The sequence below is a fragment of the Globicatella sp. PHS-GS-PNBC-21-1553 genome (assembly GCF_033564055.1).
Taxonomy (GTDB): domain Bacteria; phylum Bacillota; class Bacilli; order Lactobacillales; family Aerococcaceae; genus Globicatella; species Globicatella sulfidifaciens.
This window is the reverse complement of record NZ_CP085470.1, coordinates 1,025,180-1,043,357: the sequence shown is the minus strand read 5'-3', so window position 1 is coordinate 1,043,357 and position 18,178 is coordinate 1,025,180. Positions and strand designations below refer to the sequence as shown.

General features: G+C 39.9%; 9 protein-coding genes, 12 tRNA genes and 3 rRNA genes. 23 read left to right on the top strand and 1 reads right to left on the bottom strand.

Annotation, left to right across the window (positions count from 1 at the left end; translation table 11 throughout):
• Positions 1 to 121 precede the first annotated feature (121 nt).
• The 19 genes from LB888_RS04915 to LB888_RS04825 all read left to right on the top strand — a co-directional run bounded on the left by LB888_RS04915 (position 122) and on the right by LB888_RS04825 (position 12,091).
• Positions 122 to 1,670, top strand: a 16S ribosomal RNA gene (locus tag LB888_RS04915).
• Between the two features lie 256 nt (positions 1,671 to 1,926).
• A 23S ribosomal RNA gene (locus tag LB888_RS04910) occupies positions 1,927 to 4,807 on the top strand.
• 83 nt (positions 4,808 to 4,890) lie between these two features.
• Positions 4,891 to 5,006, top strand: a 5S ribosomal RNA gene (gene rrf / locus LB888_RS04905).
• Together the 16S, 23S and 5S rRNA genes with 12 tRNA genes alongside form the textbook arrangement of a ribosomal RNA operon.
• A gap of 18 nt (positions 5,007 to 5,024) precedes the next feature.
• Positions 5,025 to 5,097, top strand: a tRNA-Asn gene (locus LB888_RS04900).
• A 33-nt stretch (positions 5,098 to 5,130) separates the two neighbouring features.
• A tRNA-Ser gene (locus tag LB888_RS04895) sits at positions 5,131 to 5,217 on the top strand.
• Between the two features lie 27 nt (positions 5,218 to 5,244).
• Positions 5,245 to 5,316, top strand: a tRNA-Glu gene (locus LB888_RS04890).
• 15 nt (positions 5,317 to 5,331) lie between these two features.
• Positions 5,332 to 5,404, top strand: a tRNA-Val gene (locus LB888_RS04885).
• A gap of 4 nt (positions 5,405 to 5,408) precedes the next feature.
• Positions 5,409 to 5,481, top strand: a tRNA-Asp gene (locus tag LB888_RS04880).
• 3 nt (positions 5,482 to 5,484) lie between these two features.
• Positions 5,485 to 5,557: transfer RNA gene (locus LB888_RS04875), tRNA-Phe, on the top strand.
• An 11-nt stretch (positions 5,558 to 5,568) separates the two neighbouring features.
• A tRNA-Tyr gene (locus tag LB888_RS04870) sits at positions 5,569 to 5,649 on the top strand.
• 23 nt (positions 5,650 to 5,672) lie between these two features.
• Positions 5,673 to 5,743, top strand: a tRNA-Trp gene (locus LB888_RS04865).
• Between the two features lie 14 nt (positions 5,744 to 5,757).
• Positions 5,758 to 5,830: transfer RNA gene (locus LB888_RS04860), tRNA-His, on the top strand.
• Between the two features lie 12 nt (positions 5,831 to 5,842).
• Positions 5,843 to 5,914, top strand: a tRNA-Gln gene (locus LB888_RS04855).
• 38 nt (positions 5,915 to 5,952) lie between these two features.
• Positions 5,953 to 6,023 (top strand) — tRNA-Cys (locus LB888_RS04850).
• A gap of 9 nt (positions 6,024 to 6,032) precedes the next feature.
• Positions 6,033 to 6,116: transfer RNA gene (locus LB888_RS04845), tRNA-Leu, on the top strand.
• A 307-nt stretch (positions 6,117 to 6,423) separates the two neighbouring features.
• Positions 6,424 to 7,263, top strand: coding sequence for a pur operon repressor (gene purR, locus LB888_RS04840; RefSeq protein WP_318753791.1), 840 nt, complete (start codon positions 6,424 to 6,426; stop codon positions 7,261 to 7,263).
• 76 nt (positions 7,264 to 7,339) lie between these two features.
• Positions 7,340 to 8,710 carry a bifunctional UDP-N-acetylglucosamine diphosphorylase/glucosamine-1-phosphate N-acetyltransferase GlmU gene (gene glmU / locus LB888_RS04835; RefSeq protein ID WP_276645997.1) on the top strand — a complete coding sequence of 457 codons (1,371 nt, stop codon included), beginning with the start codon at positions 7,340 to 7,342 and terminating at the stop codon, positions 8,708 to 8,710.
• 40 nt (positions 8,711 to 8,750) lie between these two features.
• Positions 8,751 to 9,734 (top strand): ribose-phosphate diphosphokinase, encoded by a 984-nt coding sequence (locus tag LB888_RS04830; protein ID WP_078755411.1) that lies wholly within the window; start codon positions 8,751 to 8,753, stop codon positions 9,732 to 9,734.
• A gap of 782 nt (positions 9,735 to 10,516) precedes the next feature.
• Positions 10,517 to 12,091 carry an ABC transporter ATP-binding protein gene (locus LB888_RS04825; RefSeq protein ID WP_318753790.1) on the top strand — a complete coding sequence of 525 codons (1,575 nt, stop codon included), beginning with the start codon at positions 10,517 to 10,519 and terminating at the stop codon, positions 12,089 to 12,091.
• A gap of 1,093 nt (positions 12,092 to 13,184) precedes the next feature.
• Here LB888_RS04825 and LB888_RS04820 read toward each other — a convergent pair.
• Positions 13,185 to 14,420 (bottom strand): transposase, encoded by a 1,236-nt coding sequence (locus LB888_RS04820; protein ID WP_318753789.1) that lies wholly within the window; start codon positions 14,418 to 14,420, stop codon positions 13,185 to 13,187.
• A gap of 377 nt (positions 14,421 to 14,797) precedes the next feature.
• On the opposite strand from LB888_RS04820, the gene LB888_RS04815 reads away from it, so the two are divergent.
• The 4 genes from LB888_RS04815 to LB888_RS04800 all read left to right on the top strand — a co-directional run bounded on the left by LB888_RS04815 (position 14,798) and on the right by LB888_RS04800 (position 18,178).
• Positions 14,798 to 16,285, top strand: coding sequence for a nicotinate phosphoribosyltransferase (locus LB888_RS04815; protein WP_318753788.1), 1,488 nt, complete (start codon positions 14,798 to 14,800; stop codon positions 16,283 to 16,285).
• Positions 16,285 to 17,115, top strand: a complete 831-nt coding sequence (nadE, locus tag LB888_RS04810; RefSeq protein WP_318753787.1) for an ammonia-dependent NAD(+) synthetase — start codon at positions 16,285 to 16,287, stop codon at positions 17,113 to 17,115. The genes LB888_RS04815 and nadE overlap by 1 nt, the downstream gene beginning before the upstream one ends.
• A gap of 26 nt (positions 17,116 to 17,141) precedes the next feature.
• Complete coding sequence (locus LB888_RS04805; protein ID WP_318753786.1) at positions 17,142 to 17,312, top strand: hypothetical protein; 171 nt, start codon at positions 17,142 to 17,144, stop codon at positions 17,310 to 17,312.
• A 62-nt stretch (positions 17,313 to 17,374) separates the two neighbouring features.
• A complete protein-coding gene (locus LB888_RS04800) occupies positions 17,375 to 18,178 on the top strand; it encodes an MraY family glycosyltransferase (RefSeq protein ID WP_318753785.1) in 804 nt (267 codons plus the stop codon).

The window sequence follows — 18,178 nt, the reverse complement described above, 5'->3', positions numbered from 1 at the left end:
TGTGTAGGGGATAATTCATTTGAATTATCACAACATACCCGAATATAAATTCGAGACAGAGTGGTAACTCTATAAATATACAAGCTAGTAAATAGTAAGAGTCTAAAACGACTCATGAAACTTTCATGAGAGTTTGATCCTGGCTCAGGACGAACGCTGGCGGCGTGCCTAATACATGCAAGTCGAACGAACCGCGACGAGAACTTGTTCTCGTTAAGGTTAGTGGCGCACGGGTGAGTAACACGTGGGGAACCTGCCCTTTAGTGGGGGATAACAGTCGGAAACGACTGCTAATACCGCATAGACAATTTAACCGCCTGGTTAAATTGGGAAAGGTGCTACGGCATCATTAAAGGATGGCCCCGCGGTGCATTAGCTAGTTGGTAAGGTAACGGCTTACCAAGGCGATGATGCATAGCCGACCTGAGAGGGTGATCGGCCACATTGGGACTGAGACACGGCCCAAACTCCTACGGGAGGCAGCAGTAGGGAATCTTCCGCAATGGACGCAAGTCTGACGGAGCAACGCCGCGTGTGTGAAGAAGGTTTTCGGATCGTAAAGCACTGTTGTTAGAGAAGAACGGCTACTAGAGGAAATGTTAGTAGATTGACGGTATCTAACCAGAAAGCCACGGCTAACTACGTGCCAGCAGCCGCGGTAATACGTAGGTGGCAAGCGTTGTCCGGATTTATTGGGCGTAAAGGGAGCGCAGGTGGTTTCTTAAGTCTGATGTGAAAGCCCACGGCTTAACCGTGGAGGGTCATTGGAAACTGGGAAACTTGAGTGCAGAAGAGGAAAGCGGAATTCCATGTGTAGCGGTGAAATGCGTAGATATATGGAGGAACACCAGTGGCGAAAGCGGCTTTCTGGTCTGTAACTGACACTGAGGCTCGAAAGCGTGGGGAGCGAACAGGATTAGATACCCTGGTAGTCCACGCCGTAAACGATGAGTGCTAAGTGTTGGAGGGTTTCCACCCTTCAGTGCTGGCGTTAACGCAATAAGCACTCCGCCTGGGGAGTACGACCGCAAGGTTGAAACTCAAAGGAATTGACGGGGACCCGCACAAGCGGTGGAGCATGTGGTTTAATTCGAAGCAACGCGAAGAACCTTACCAGGTCTTGACATCTCTTGCATATCTTAGAGATAAGAGAAACCCTTCGGGGCAAGAAGACAGGTGGTGCATGGTTGTCGTCAGCTCGTGTCGTGAGATGTTGGGTTAAGTCCCGCAACGAGCGCAACCCTTATAACTAGTTGCCAGCATTCAGATGGGGACTCTAGTTAGACTGCCGGTGACAAACCGGAGGAAGGTGGGGATGACGTCAAATCATCATGCCCCTTATGACCTGGGCTACACACGTGCTACAATGGATGGTACAACGAGTCGCTAACTCGCAAGAGCATGCCAATCTCTAAAAGCCATTCTCAGTTCGGATTGTAGTCTGCAACTCGACTACATGAAGCCGGAATCGCTAGTAATCGCGGATCAGCACGCCGCGGTGAATACGTTCCCGGGTCTTGTACACACCGCCCGTCACACCACGAGAGTTTGTAACACCCGAAGCCGGTGGCCTAACCAATAGGAGGGAGCCGTCGAAGGTGGGATGGATGATTGGGGTGAAGTCGTAACAAGGTAGCCGTATCGGAAGGTGCGGCTGGATCACCTCCTTTCTAAGGAGTACTGGAACTACACAGAGTTAGGATTTGTCATTGTTCAGTTTTGAGTGAGGTTCACTTACTCAAAACACCTAGTTCATTGAAAACTGAATAACAAAACAAACGATATTGATTATTTTAACAGGAGTAATCAATATAGATTATATAATTTCAAGAGAAAGATATAATAAACCGAGAATTGACCGAGTCTATATAATAATATAGAGAAAATAAGAGTAAAGGGGAAGAGCCTTTACGAGCGCAAAAATGTGGTTAAGAAACAAAGGGCGCACGGTGAATGCCTTGGCACTAGGAGCCGATGAAGGACGTGACGAACGACGAAACGCTTTGGGGAGCTGTAAGTAAGCTATGATCCAGAGATATCCGAATGGGGGAACCCACTGCTAAATGCAGTACGCGTAAGCGAGGAAGACGCAGAGAACTGAAACATCTAAGTACCTGCAGGAAGAGAAAGAAAAATCGATTCCCTAAGTAGCGGCGAGCGAAAGGGAAGAGCCCAAACCATTGTGCATGCACAATGGGGTTGTAGGACTCCGATATAAGACTGAAGTGAGTAGTAGAATCTGATGGGAAGCAGAGCGAGACAAGGTGAGAGCCCTGTATACGAAACTGACTGACGCTTTAGGAGTATCCTGAGTACGGCGGGACACGAGGAATCCCGTTGGAATCCGCCAGGACCATCTGGCAAGGCTAAATACTCCCTAGTGACCGATAGTGAACCAGTACCGTGAGGGAAAGGTGAAAAGCACCCCTGGAGGGGAGTGAAAGAGTACCTGAAACCGTGTGCCTACAAGTAATCAGAGCCCGTTAAGGGGTGATGGTGTACCTTTTGTAGAATGGACCGGCGAGTGACGATAACATGCGAGGTTAAGTTGAAGAAACGGAGCCGAAGCGAAAGCGAGTCTGAATAGGGCGAGAGTATGTTGTTGTCGACCCGAAACCAAGTGACCTACCCATGAGCAGGTTGAAGGTGTGGTAAGACACACTGGAGGACCGAACCAGGACACGTTGAAAAGTGTTTGGATGACTTGTGGGTAGCGGAGAAATTCCAATCGAACTTGGAGATAGCTGGTTCTCTCCGAAATATATTTAGGTATAGCCTCAGAGTAAGAGTGATGGAGGTAGAGCACTGTTTGGACGAGGGGGACGCAAGTTTTACCGAATTCAGATAAACTCCGAATGCCAAGTACTCATCTCTGGGAGTCAGACTGCGAGTGATAAGATCCGTAGTCGAAAGGGAAACAGCCCAGCCCACCAGCTAAGGTCCCCAAGTAATTGTTAAGTGGAAAAGGATGTGGAGTTGCACAGACAGCTAGGATGTTGGCTTAGAAGCAGCCATCATTTAAAGAGTGCGTAATAGCTCACTAGTCGAGTGATTCTGCGCCGAAAATGTACCGGGGCTAAACAATACACCGAAGCTGTGGATTCTAGTTTAAGACTAGAGTGGTAGGAGAGCGTTCTATATGCGGGGAAGGCATACCGTGAGGAGTGTTGGAGCGTATAGAAGTGAGAATGCCGGTATGAGTAGCGCAAGACGGGTGAGAATCCCGTCCACCGATAGACTAAGGTTTCCAGGGGAAGGCTCGTCCGCCCTGGGTTAGTCGGGACCTAAGCCCAAGCCGACAGGCGTAAGCGATGGACAACAGGTAGAGATTCCTGTACTTGATGTTATCGATTGAGTGAAGGAGGGACACAGGAGGTGACTCCACGCATCCGGATGGAAGAGGATGTGCAAGCAGTAAGTTTTAGTAAGAGTTAAATGCTTTTACTTAAGAGAATGAGCTGTGAAGCGTAGCGAATTAAAGTAGCGAAGGTGGATAATCAAACTGTCGAGAAAAGCTTCTAGCGAGATAACATGAACCCGTACCGCAAACCGACACAGGTAGTCAAGTGGAGAACACTAAGGTGATCGAGAGAACTCTCGTTAAGGAACTCGGCAAAATGACCCCGTAACTTCGGGAGAAGGGGTGCTGGTAGCAATACCAGCCGCAGTGAATAGGCCCAGGCGACTGTTTATCAAAAACACAGGTCTCTGCCAAATCGAAAGATGACGTATAGGGGCTGACGCCTGCCCGGTGCTGGAAGGTTAAGAGGAGAGGTTAGCGCAAGCGACGCTTCGAATTGAAGCCCCAGTAAACGGCGGCCGTAACTATAACGGTCCTAAGGTAGCGAAATTCCTTGTCGGGTAAGTTCCGACCCGCACGAAAGGCGTAACGATCTGGGCACTGTCTCAACGAGAGACTCGGTGAAATTATAGTACCTGTGAAGATGCAGGTTACCCGCGACAGGACGGAAAGACCCCATGGAGCTTTACTGTAACTTGATATTGAGTGTTTGTGTGACATGTACAGGATAGGTAGGAGCTTAGGAATCGTGAACGCCAGTTTACGAGGAGGCGTTGGTGGGATACTACCCTTGTGATATGAACCCTCTAACCCGCGTTGTAAGGCAACGGGAGACAGTGTCAGGTGGACAGTTTGACTGGGGCGGTCGCCTCCTAAAGAGTAACGGAGGCGCCCAAAGGTTCCCTCAGAATGGTTGGAAATCATTCGTAGAGTGCAAAGGCAGAAGGGAGCTTGACTGCGAGACCAACAAGTCGAGCAGGGACGAAAGTCGGGCTTAGTGATCCGGTGGTACCGTATGGAAGGGCCATCGCTCAACGGATAAAAGCTACCCTGGGGATAACAGGCTTATCTCCCCCAAGAGTTCACATCGACGGGGAGGTTTGGCACCTCGATGTCGGCTCATCGCATCCTGGGGCTGAAGTCGGTCCCAAGGGTTGGGCTGTTCGCCCATTAAAGCGGTACGCGAGCTGGGTTCAGAACGTCGTGAGACAGTTCGGTCCCTATCCGTCGCGGGCGTAGGAAATTTGAGAAGAGCTATCCTTAGTACGAGAGGACCGGGATGGACGCACCGCTGGTGTACCAGTTGTTCCGCCAGGAGCATCGCTGGGTAGCTATGTGTGGGAAGGATAAGCGCTGAAAGCATCTAAGCGCGAAGCCAGCTTCAAGATGAGATTTCCCATTCGAAAGAAGTAAGACCCCTGAGAGACGATCAGGTAGATAGGCTAGAAGTGGAAGTATAGTGATATATGGAGCGGACTAGTACTAATCGGTCGAGGACTTAACCACGAAGATTTAAGGTTAAAGCGTTTGTGAGTTATTCAGTTTTGAGTGAACTATAATAAGTTTACTTAAAGAAAATAATGTACCTGTGTGGTGATGATGGCAAGAAGGATACACCTGTTCCCATGCCGAACACAGCAGTTAAGCTTCTTAGCGCCGATGGTAGTTGGACCTTTGGTCCTGTGAGAGTAGGACGTTGCCGCGCAGGGTATATTTTTTTCATTCCGCAATAGCTCAGCTGGCAGAGCGCATGACTGTTAATCATGATGTCGTAGGTTCGAGCCCTACTTGCGGAGTATTTTGTATAGAGTGGAGACAGCTTCTAAGATGGAGAGTTGTCCGAGAGGCTGAAGGAGCACGATTGGAAATCGTGTAGGCGGGAGACCGTCTCAAGGGTTCGAATCCCTTACTCTCCGTACAGAATAGACGAGAATATAAAAAAAGGTCCGTTGGTCAAGTGGTTAAGACACCGCCCTTTCACGGCGGTAACACGGGTTCGAATCCCGTACGGATCATAAGAGAATAGACATGGAGGTTTAGCTCAGCTGGGAGAGCATCTGCCTTACAAGCAGAGGGTCAGCGGTTCGATCCCGTTAACCTCCATTCCGGTTCCGTGGTGTAGGGGTTAACATGCCTGCCTGTCACGCAGGAGATCGCGGGTTCAAATCCCGTCGGGACCGTATGGCTTGGTAGCTCAGTTGGTAGAGCATTTGATTGAAGCTCAAAGTGTCGGCGGTTCGATTCCGTCCCAAGCCATTTAATAAAACGGAGGGATAGCGAAGTGGCTAAACGCGGCGGACTGTAAATCCGCTCCTTCGGGTTCGGCAGTTCGAATCTGCCTCCCTCCATAGGATAAGACCTAGAGGACGATAGGGACTTAGTTTAACGGTAGAACAACGGTCTCCAAAACCGTTAGTGTGGGTTCGATTCCTACAGTCCCTGTTAGGTGGATAATGGCGATTGTGGCGAAGTGGTTAACGCATCGGTTTGTGGCACCGACATTCGAGGGTTCGATTCCCTTCAGTCGCCTCTTTATATTATTGGGGTATAGCCAAGCGGTAAGGCAACGGACTTTGACTCCGTCATTCGTTGGTTCGAATCCAGCTACCCCAGTTTTTTAGTTTAAATAGAAACATAGCTATAAAAGATATGGCGGTATAGCCAAGTGGTAAGGCATGGGTCTGCAAAACCTCGATCACCGGTTCAAATCCGGTTACCGCCTTACAATTAGGCCGGTGTGGCGGAATTGGCAGACGCGCTGGACTCAAAATCCTGTGCCTTCACGGGCGTGTCGGTTCGACCCCGACCATCGGCATCTTTTTATAACGACATTAGTTTTGAAGACCTTAGTTGCTTGGTAGCGCTAAGGTTTTTTTGTATGCCTATGAATTTTTAGTCTATTTTTATTAGCTCTATGTCAAGAAATGTTGTGGAGCTTGAATTTCGCCTCTATGATAGATGAATTTTTTTAATAATTCTTATGCACTTTGAGGGTTGAGCAAGTTTTTTACTTATTAAAACTTGGTTAATTTTATTATTTTTCACGAACATTAACATTTATTTGCTAGCTATCATTTGTTTTTTTGCTATAATAGATTTATTAAGAGACTGGAGGTTTTTTTATGGCAACAATGTCGAATAAAATGAAACGCAATCAGAGGATTGTATATATTAGTCAATATTTTGTGACTCATCCAAATGAATTAATTGGTTTATCATATTTTTCTGATTATTTTAACTCTGCTAAATCTTCCATCAGTGAAGACATTGATTTTGTTAGAGGGATTTTTGAAGAAACAGAGATTGGTGTCATTGAAACAATAGCGGGTGTTCAAGGCGGCATGATTTTTAGACCGGCTTATTCAGACGTTAAGACAAATGAATTAATGGATGAAATTCGTCAAAGATTAACCGAAGGAAAGAGAATTTTACCCGGAAATTATGTATATTTGGCGGATTTATTACAAGATCCGAGGTTATTAGATAATATTGCGAAACTAATTGCTGTTAAATATCAAAAAGAAGAGATTGATGCTGTCGTAACGATTGAAACTAAAGGAATTGGACTTTGTGTTGCGGTTGCTAAATATTTAAATGTTCCACATGTAGTCGTTCGTAGAAGTTCTTCTGAGATGGATGGTTCTACTATTTCTGTTAACTATGTGTCAGGGTCTCACCAAAGAGTTTCTAAAATGGAGCTTTCAAAAGTGAGTTTAAAAGCAGGAAGTAAAGTATTAATCATTGATGACTTCCTACGAAATGGTGGCACAATGATTGGTTTAATGAATTTAATTGAAGAATTTGATTGTAAAACTGTTGGTATTTGCGTGTTTGTCGAGAGTACGTATCGAGACCATGAACCCATCCCGAATTATGACTCTTTATTAAAGGTCGAGATCGTTTATAATAAAGAAGAATCTCGTTTTGAACTTCAATCAGAACTTGGAACTTTTTTTGAGTAAATGCAGTTTTTTTATCAATATTCTGTTCTTGTTATGCTATAATTAGGTGGTAAGAAATACACAGAGGAGTGTTTTGATGGAAAATCGTTTAGCTGTTATTCTAGCAGCCGGAAAAGGAACCAGGATGAAGTCAAAATTATACAAAGTATTGCATCCAGTATGTGGCTTATCGATGGTGGAACATGTGGTAAATTCAGTAAAATCATCGGGTGTAGATGAAATTGTTACAATTGTTGGCCATGGTGCTGAAACAGTTAAAGAAGTTTTAGGTGAACAATCTAAGTACGCATTGCAAGAAGAACAATTAGGGACGGGTCACGCGGTCCTACAAGCTAAAGATTTAATTGGTGATTTAGAAGGACAAACATTGGTTATTTGTGGAGATACGCCGTTACTTTCAAGTGACACTTTAAATTACCTATTTAAATATCATTCTGAAAATCAAGCAAGTGCTACTATTTTAACTGCTATTGCTGAAGATCCAACGGGCTATGGGCGTGTCGTACGTTCTACGAGTGAAGATGTTGAAAAAATTGTCGAACAAAAAGACGCTTCAGAATCAGAATTAAAAATTACAGAAATCAATACAGGTACTTACGTTTTTGATAATAAAGCCTTATTTAAAGCTCTAGCAAATGTCAAAAATGATAATGCTCAAGGTGAATATTATTTACCAGATGTGATTGAATTGATTAAGGCTGAAGGCGGTAAAATTTCCGCTTATATTATGGATGATATGTCAGAAGCATTAGGGGTCAATGATCGTGTTGCTTTATCTCAAGCCAATGAATTAATGACAAAACGTATTAATTTAGAGCATATGCGTAATGGTGTCACAATTGTGAATCCAGCCACCACTTTTATTGAAGCGAGTGTTAAAATCGGCAACGATACCATTATTGAGCCAGGTGTCATGTTAAAAGGAAATACTGTCATTGGTTCTGACTGTGTAATTGGTGCAAATAGTGAAATAGTAGATAGTGAAATCGCAGATAATGTTGAAATTACCCAATCTGTTATTGAAAAATCAGTAGTTGCAGAAGGCGTGACGATTGGACCGTTTGCTCATCTTCGTCCAAATAGTAAGTTGGATAAAAATGTCCATATTGGAAACTTTGTAGAAGTAAAAAATAGTACGATTGGTGAAGGAACCAAAGCAGGTCATCTAACTTATATCGGGGATGCTGATTTAGAAGAAAATATTAATGTGGGATGCGGTACTATTTTTGTGAATTATGATGGTAAACATAAACATCGTTCACATGTTGGAAAAGATGCCTTTATTGGATGTAATGCGAATATTGTTTCACCTGTTAATATTGGCGAAAAAGTATTTGTTGCGGCCGGCACAACGGTAATTAAAGATGTTGAATCAGAATCATTAGTCATTTCAAGATCTGAACAAAAAAATATTCCAGGCTATTGGGAAAAATTACAAAAAAAATAAGCGTCAGAAAATAGATCAAAATTAATTGGAGGTTCATTTCGTGACAAAAGTACATTATAAAGATCCAAAGTTGAAGATTTTTTCATTAAGTTCAAATAGACCTTTAGCAGAAAAAATTGCAGAAGAAGTAGGAATTGAATTAGGACAATTAACAATTTCTCATTTTTCTGACGGTGAAATTAAAGTAAATATTGAAGAAAGTGTTCGTGGGGATCATGTTTATATAGTCCAATCGACTTCATTCCCAGTAAGTGATCATTTAATGGAATTAATGATTATGATTGATGCTTTACGACGTGCAAGTGCAAAAACAATTAATATTGTAATTCCTTATTATGGATATGCGAGACAAGACCGCAAAGCCCAATCAAGAGAGCCGATTACAGCTAAGTTAGTAGCGAATATGTTAACGATGGCCGGAGCTTCTCGTATCTTAGCATTAGACTTGCATGCAGCTCAAATTCAAGGGTTCTTTGATATTCCAGTGGACCACTTAATGGGAGCACCTTTATTAGCAAATTATTTCTTAGAAAATAATTTACATGGGGATGATTGTGTAGTCGTTTCCCCTGACCATGGTGGTGTTACTCGCGCTAGAAAATTAGCAGAATTTTTAAAATCTCCGATTGCGATCATTGATAAACGTCGTCCACGTCCAAATGTTGCGGAAATCATGAATATCGTTGGGGATGTTGAAGGTAAAAAATGTATTATTATTGATGACATGATTGATACAGCTGGAACCATTACTTTAGCCGCCAATGCCTTAAAAGAAAAAGGTGCTAAAGAAGTTTATATTTGTTGTACTCACGCTATTTTATCAGGCAATGCAAAAGAAAAATTAGAAGCAGCGCCAGTTGAAAAAGTGATTATTACCGATTCAATTGTCCTACCGGAAGAAAAGAGAATTGATAAAATTGAAATTATTTCCGTTAGTCAGTTAGTGGGAGAAGCCATTCGTCGTATCCATGAAAATCGTTCTGTCAGTCCATTATTTAGCGAAAAATTCAATATTTTGGATTAATTTAAGTTAAACAGTTAATCTATTATTAAAACCTTTCAAACCAATTTACGAAGTTTGAAAGGTTTTTTGCGGTGCGCCTAGCATGGGCGTTAACTTGGCGGCTTAAGTTCGCTCCTTCTAACGCATCTGAGACAGGGCATAAACTTGATAAATTTAGTTAAGATTATTATTCATTAATTAAAAGCGCAGTGGTTGAGTGGTCTCAAACTGCGTCTTAACAAGATTGAACATAAATTTGAAAAATTCAGTCATATTAGTGCTTATTCATTAAAAGCGCAGTGATTGAGTGGCCTCAGATGGGGTCTTAACGACTTGTTTGAGACCTACTCAACTTTGCGGGGGTAGGCCGACGAAGCGAAAATTATTTAATTTTCTACTTCTTGCCCACTCCCAGCAAGGCTTTGCAGTAAGAACTGTTAGCTAAGGGCAAGGGGGTCGGTAGCCTATCCTTAATCTATAAGAGTCAAGTCCATAATATTGTGTAAAGGGAAACGAGTTTTTCCCTCCATAACTATTACAAAGTCTTGATGAAAATAAACGAACAAAATACACTATAAGATTAAAAAAGAATTAGAAAAAAGGTTGTTTTTTTTTATTTTTTTAATATAATAAAATAGTATATTAAATTAAGAGTTTCCAAGGGTTTTATGACTTCAAAATTCACTATTTCGTAGGATAATTGGCGAAACTGTTGGTTTTGTTTTATCTAACAAGTTAGTAGTATTGAATAAAAGTCTATTTATTTGCGAAATCCTAAATATATTATTTAAAAGGGGGATTTTATGAATTTAAAAACAACATTAAAATGGACACCTTGGTGGTTATTAGTTTTGCTTGTTTTCTTCTCGCTAGTAGCATCATTGGATGGTGTCGTTTTTGCTGAAATTATTGGTCGGCTGTCGACATTAGATGATAGCGTATCTCAGCCACAGGTGGTTGAGTTTGCGGTGTATGCTTTAGCTTTGCGCTTGTTTGTTTTCTTAGGAATGTACTTTAATTATCAAGTCAAAGCCAAAATTGAGCAAATTCTTAATACTCGACTTAAACAAAATTACCTGAATAATATCTATCACAGTCAGGAGTTTATTAAACCATCTGAGAGTATAGCGACTATGACAAGTGATTATGAAGTAATTAGTGATAAATATTTTGGAGTTATTTTTGAAATATTTGGGTATTTGTTGATGCTCATTACGTCAATTGTTTATATTCTATCAATTGACCTTAAATATGGTGCAATATTTGTAGCTGTTTCCTTGTTAGCTTTATTACCTAGTTTTCTTTTTAGTCAACCGATGAATAAACGTACACAGGAGTATCTTGATAGTAATCAGTATTTGCTAGCAAGGTTGTCAGATATTATTCACGGTCTTAAAACGATAAAAACTTACCATCAAGAAAAGACGATTCAGGCAATGTATGAATCGAGTCTCAATCAAAGGGAGCAAGCCAATTACAAAATGGTGATGTTTCAAACATTTGTGACGATGTCATCTAGTATCATATCCTTTGTTGGTCGTTTTGTGCCAGTTGTTCTGGCGCTATATTTTATCCAGTCAACTCAACTGACAGTTGGGGGAATTATCGCCATGTTCTTGGCGAGTGATAGAATTGATTTTCCAGTTCGTATCATTTCAGGTTATTTGACAATGGCTAAGTCAACACAACAAGTTCGTCAAAAAGTTATTATTAATCCTCCTTATGAAAAATCTGTTACGCCATTAAGTAATTTATCGCAGATAGATTTGGAAAATGTGAATTTTGCTTTTAATGATCAGAAAATTTTACAGGATATTAATCTTAATATTCAGCAAGGAGATAAAGTTTTAGTGACAGGTCCTTCAGGAGTTGGAAAATCTACCTTGCTAGATGTTATTCATGGTTTCCTTAACCCTCAATTAGGTCAAGTTAAGTTGAAAGCCAATGGTAAACTTGTCGATCAATCTTTAACCACATTTGATTCGGTTAGTATTATTCAACAGAAACCTGTAATTTTTAATGAAACAGTACGCTTTAATATATCTTTTTCTAATGATACTGTAAATGATCAAGAACTGATGGCCCTTCTTCAAAAAGTAAATTTAGATACTGAACTTGGGGAACAACCGCTGGATTTAATCATTGAGGAAGAGGGAGCAAATCTTTCTGGAGGACAGAAACAAAGAATAGAAATTGCTAGAGCGCTCTATCATAAGCCTGAAATTATCTTCGTCGATGAGATGACTTCCGCACTAGATGCGACTAATGCTAAGGCAATGCGTGAATTAATCTGGAACTCTCCAGCCACTGTAATAGAGATTGCTCACCATTTTGACCAAGAATTGATGGAAAGAGCAAACCAAGTGATACGTTTATAACGAATTATGTTTTTGAGAAATATGAGAGGCTGGCTGGGTATAAACTTGATAAATTTAGTTAAGATTATTGTTCATTAATTAATAGCGCAGTGGTTGAGTGACCTCAAGCTGCGTCTTAAAAAGGTTAGGCATAAACTTGATAAATTCAGTAAAGTTATTGTGCGATAAATATTAGCGCAGTGATTGAGTGGTCTCAACCTGCGTCTTAATGAGTTAGGTATAAACATAAAAAATTCAATCAAGTTATTGCTCGATATTTAAAAGCGCAGTAGTTGAGTGGTCTCAACCTGCGTCTTAATGAGTTAGGTATAAACATAAAAAATTCAATCAAGTTATTGCTCGATATTTAAAAGCGCAGTGGTTGAGTGGTCTCAACCTGCGTCTTTCGACTTGTTTGAGACCACTCAAATGTGCGGGGGTAGGCCGACGAAGCGAAAATTATTCAATTTTCTACTTCTTGCCCACTCCCTTTATATCAGTCCGTTTAATTTCTTAATCTATTTCAGGTTGATAAGTAAAGTGTCTTACTAAATTTTATTGTATAGTAAATTACAGCAATGCAAATTATATTTATCAGTAAATTTCCAGTTTATCTAACTAAAGAACAGTTATGATGGAGCCATATTAATCAAAACCGACGTAAATTTTTGCGTCGGTTTTTTGCGGTACGCCTAGCATGGCGTTAACTTGTCGGCTTAAGTTCGCTCCTTCTAACGCATCTGAGACTGTAATGATTAAAGTCAAATAGTCCCAGCAAGGCTTTGCAGTAGGAAATGTTAGCTAAGGGCAAGAGTGTCGGTAGCCTATCCTTAATATCTAGGAGGTAGGCAGACGAAGCGAAAATCATTTAATTTTCTACTTCTGGTTCACTCCCTCCTACTCGATACTCAAAAGCAGTGTCTAATTTGGTAGTTAACATTAGCGGTAGACGATGAAGTATCAACTACTCTCTGTTAAAACAGAGAGTTTGTCCTAAACATGGTGGTTGTACAAACGATGTCATATCTCCAACCGTTTAAAGACACTAAGGGATGGTTGACTGGCACCCCATCAATAAGCGGTCTGTAGACACTTACTGAATATTGTTTGATGTTTAATAATTTTGTATTGGCACAACTTTTTCAAACCGTAGGTTTTTCTCACTCGACAGATATCGGTGACCCAATTCTTTAATATTGATAGCTGCCACACGGTCATCATTTGATTGATACCCACAATTCTGACAAGTAAACAAGTGCTTATCTTGTTGTCTATTCGCTTTATCAATTGATTCGCATTTTGGACAACGTTGGGACGTAAATTGTGCGGATACTTTTAAAACTTGCGAACCACTTTCTAAAGCTTTATACATTAACTTTTCTTCAAAATCGAAGAATCGCCAAGAATGGTGTTCATACCGTGCATCTTGCTTACGATGGTGAGTCGTGTTAAAAGTAACGTTCGTAAGATCTTCCACCACAAACAAGGTATTGGCCCCGTATCGGTCAACGAGTGTCTTTGATAATTGATGGTTCACATCATTCATCCAGCGGTTCTCTCGTCTTTCAATTGTTTTAAGGCGTCTACGACTTGATTTGGTGTTCTTCGCTTGTAAGGACTGGCGCAATTTCATAAAATGCCGTCTTTTCTTTATCAAGCTTTTACCCGAATAGAAGGTAGTATGAGCTGTATCATCCGCAATCGTTAGTATTTGTCTTAAACCACGGTCAATGCCTACAATCCGTTGAATATTAGCTTCATCTAGGTTGTCTATCTCTTTACTTGCGGACACGTGTAAGAACCACTTACCCTTACGACAGAGTAATTCAGCTTGACCGAACTTGTAAGCATTCTGGCTAAATTGTTGAAGATAAGCGATATGTTGCTTATCACAAGACACTTTAATTCGCCCTTGATTAGTCGTCAGTGAATAGGTGTCGTCTTGATGATAAGCGTAGTTACGATTACGTACGAACACAGCGATTGGTCGCTTAAACCCTAGGGGTTTCGTTAAATGGTAAAGGTCTTTATATAGCGTATGATATTTACCTGTATGGATATCTTTATAACGCTTAGGTTTTTGTTTAAACTGTGTTTTCACGGTCTTATATCTCGCGATTACCGTACGCATCACGGACTGGGCCATTTGCGATTGCAGTCCAAAATCCTGACGTATCTGATGATACAAGGCGTTATGTAAAGTCGTTTGACCTAATTCAAAATCATGGTCAAAGATATATGTCGAAACAAAATTACAAGCGTTTAAAAACTGTTGTTGGGTTTCTTCCAATTTTTCAATATCACTAGCACTTGGGTATAATTGCACTTTAATCGTTTTCGTTAACGGCATCTTGTCACCTCATTTCTCTTAAATACATTATACTATCTATTTAGTAAAAACATAAACGATAACCTAGTAAAATCAATAAAAATAGCTGTCAATTTCGCTAATTCCTCCTAGGTATTAATACCGAGGTTTCCTTAGCTGACAGCTTGTAAATGAATCGTCGGGAGTAAGGGGGCTTTATATTTAATGATAACTCAATAATAATTTAATATACAAACCAATCGAGATAAAAAATCAAGTGTAATTGAAAATTTTTAGCAAGGCTTTCTCTATAGAAACTAAAGCTCTCCATGGAACTTGACTAATTAGATGTGGTATAATGAACAAAAGTAAAAGTCAAAATAAAGATTAAATTGACGTTAATAATGAAGGAGTATATTATGTTTAATTATACGGATGATAGTTTATCATTACATACTGACCTATATCAAATAAACATGTTAAAAACGTATTGGGATGACAATACAGCAGATCGTCATGCGGTATTTGAAGCCTATTTTAGAAAAAATCCTTTTGAAAATGGATATGCTGTTTTTGCAGGATTAGAACGAATTGTTCAATATTTAAGTAATTTGCGTTTTTCAAAAACTGATATTGATTATTTAGAAAGCTTAGACTTGTATCCACAGGAATTTTTAGATTATTTACGTGATTTCAAATTTACTTGTACCGTGAGAAGTTTGGTTGAAGGAGAACTATGTTTTGCAAATGAACCTTTAATTCAAATTGAAGGGCCTTTAGGTCAATGTCAAATCGTTGAAACAGCGGTTTTAAATATTTTAAATTTCCAAACATTGATTGCCACTAAAGCCTCTCGTATACGTAGTGTGATTGGTGAGAATGATAAATTATCAGAATTTGGAACTCGTCGTGCTCAAGAAATGGAAGCAGCTATATGGGGCACGCGCGCTGCTTATATTGGAGGCTTTGATTCGACTAGTAATGTTCGTGCTGGAAAATTATTCGGTATTCCTGTTTCCGGTACTCACGCTCATTCTTTAGTACAAGCCTATCGTGATGAATATACCGCGTTTAAAAAATATGCCGAATCACATAAAAATGTCGTATTTTTAGTGGATACTTATGATACATTACGTTCAGGTGTTCCCACTGCTATCCGTGTAGCCCGTGAAATGGGTGATAAAATTAATTTCTTAGGAGTTCGAATTGACTCTGGTGACATGGCTTATCAATCCAAAAAAATTCGTGAACAATTAGATGAGGCAGGTTTCCCAGATGCTCACATTATTGCGTCGAACGATTTAGATGAAAAAACGATTCTTAACTTAAGAATGCAAGGGGCAAAAATTGATGATTGGGGTGTTGGGACTAAAATTATTACTGCTTTCGATCAACCTTCATTAGGAGCGGTATATAAATTAGTCAGCATTGAAGATGAAAATGGTGAAATGGTACCAACAATGAAAATTTCAAGTAATGCTGAAAAAATGTCGACTCCAGGTGTGAAACAGGTTTGGCGTATTACGCGTAATCGTGATGGTAAATCCGAAGGCGATTATGTTGCTTTAATTGATGAACGTCCCGATTTATTAGATGAACTTTTTATGTTCCATCCGGTACACACTTATATCAATAAGACAGTTAAAGACTTTACTGCTAAGCCATTATTAGTTGAGGTATTTAAGGAGGGTGAGTTAGTATATGAAGTTCCTTCATTATCTGAAGTGAAAGACTATGCTAATAAATCAATCCATGCATTATGGGATGAATACAAACGGATTTTAAACCCTGAACAATATCCGGTAGACTTATCTCAAAAATTATATGATGAAAAAATGGCAAGTATAAAAGATATTCGTTCAAAAATCGACAGTCAAGTTAAAAAAATAGAAAAAGGTGATCAATAATGCGTCCTTTACAACAGGAAATTATTAGAGCTTTGCATGTTGCTCCTACGATCGACCCAAAGCAAGAAGTGAGACGAACCATTGATTTCTTAAAAGACTATTTAATGGCACACCCATTTTTAAAAACTTATGTTTTAGGAATTAGTGGTGGACAAGATTCAAGTCTAGCCGGTCGTTTAGCTCAATTAGCAATGGAAGAAATCAGAGCAGAAACCGGTGATGAAAGTTATCAATTTATAGCAGTTCGTCTACCTTATGGGATTCAAAATGATGAAGCGGATGCTATAGCGGCGCTTGAATTTATTCAACCCGATCAAATAATGACCATTAATATTAAAGAAAGCACCGATGCGATGGTTAAAGCATTGGAAATGAATCCGTTAGAGATTAGTGATTACAATAAAGGAAATATTAAGGCTCGTCAAAGAATGATTGTTCAGTATGCGATTGCCGGGCAAATGGCTGGGGCAGTGATTGGTACCGATCATGCCGCGGAGGCCGTAACCGGCTTTTATACCAAATTTGGCGATGGCGCCGCTGATATCACACCATTATGGCGCTTAACTAAAGGCCAAGGACGCGAATTAATGAAAGAACTTCAGTCACCAGAACGATTATATTTAAAAGTTCCCACAGCGGATTTAGAAGACAATAAACCGATGATTGCTGATGAAGTTGCTTTAGGGGTAACATATCAAGCCATTGATGATTATTTAACTGGTAAAGAAGTACCAGAACAAGACGCAGCAACAATCGAAAAATGGTACCTTAAATCGCAACATAAACGTCATTTACCTATTACCATTTTCGATGATTTTTGGAAAAATTAATAAGTTGGTAGAAAGGAGACAGTGAGATGCTAAGCCAAATAGGAACGGCCTTCTTACAAGTAACTCTTTTATCTTTTGTACTAACAGCTGTACTATTACATATTGCTAAAAGAAAAAAGTGGCTCGATAAGGACCCACATCAAATTCAAGAGAGTCAAAAAAAGTTGCCAGTTATGGTGGGATTGCCATCTTTTTAAGTTTTTGGATCGGGTCTATTTTCACAATTCCCCAATTATTATCGTCAAGTAATCAATTTTGGTTGTTCATTGCCTCGATTGTCATCCTAATCGTGGGGATTATTGATGATACAATTGAATTAAATCCGATACAAAAAACAATTGGGATTCTATTAGCTGCGAATCTATTGTATTTTAAAGCTGGCATTGAATTTTCTTCGGCATTATTACCTGAAGCTAGCCCATTATTTTTTGAAATATTATCCTATTCCGCTACGATTATTTGGATTTATGCGGTGACTAATGCGGTAAATCTGATTGATGGCGTTGATGGTTTAGCTTGCTCAGTATCCATTGTGAGTTTAATTACCTTAATTATTACGACTTACTTTTTTAGTTTATCCATTAGAATGGCTTTCCTGACAATGTTAATCTTATTAACAGGAGCTATTTTAGGCTTTTTACCCTTTAATTGGGTACCGGCAAGAATCTATTTAGGGGATACTGGGGCTTTATTTATTGGCTTCATGTATGCTGCTTTATCGGTTTCAAATTTGAAAAATGCTAGTTTATTTTCATTAATAGTACCTGTTTTAATCTATATGGTTCCATTGTTTGATGCAAGTTATGCGATGATGAGACGATTTTTAACGAATAAACCGATTGGTCAAGCTGATCGCGAGCATTTACATCATCGATTGTTAAGATTTGGTTTTTCAAAGAGACAAGTGGTTTTATCAATGATTTGTATCACGATAATCTTTTCTTTAATTGCAATCTTTTCACATATATGGCCTAATTATCGAGTAATTTGGTTAATCGTAACCGGAATCATTTTAATTATTTTAATGGTAACAATGAATAAATTGTCTAAACAAAATAAATAG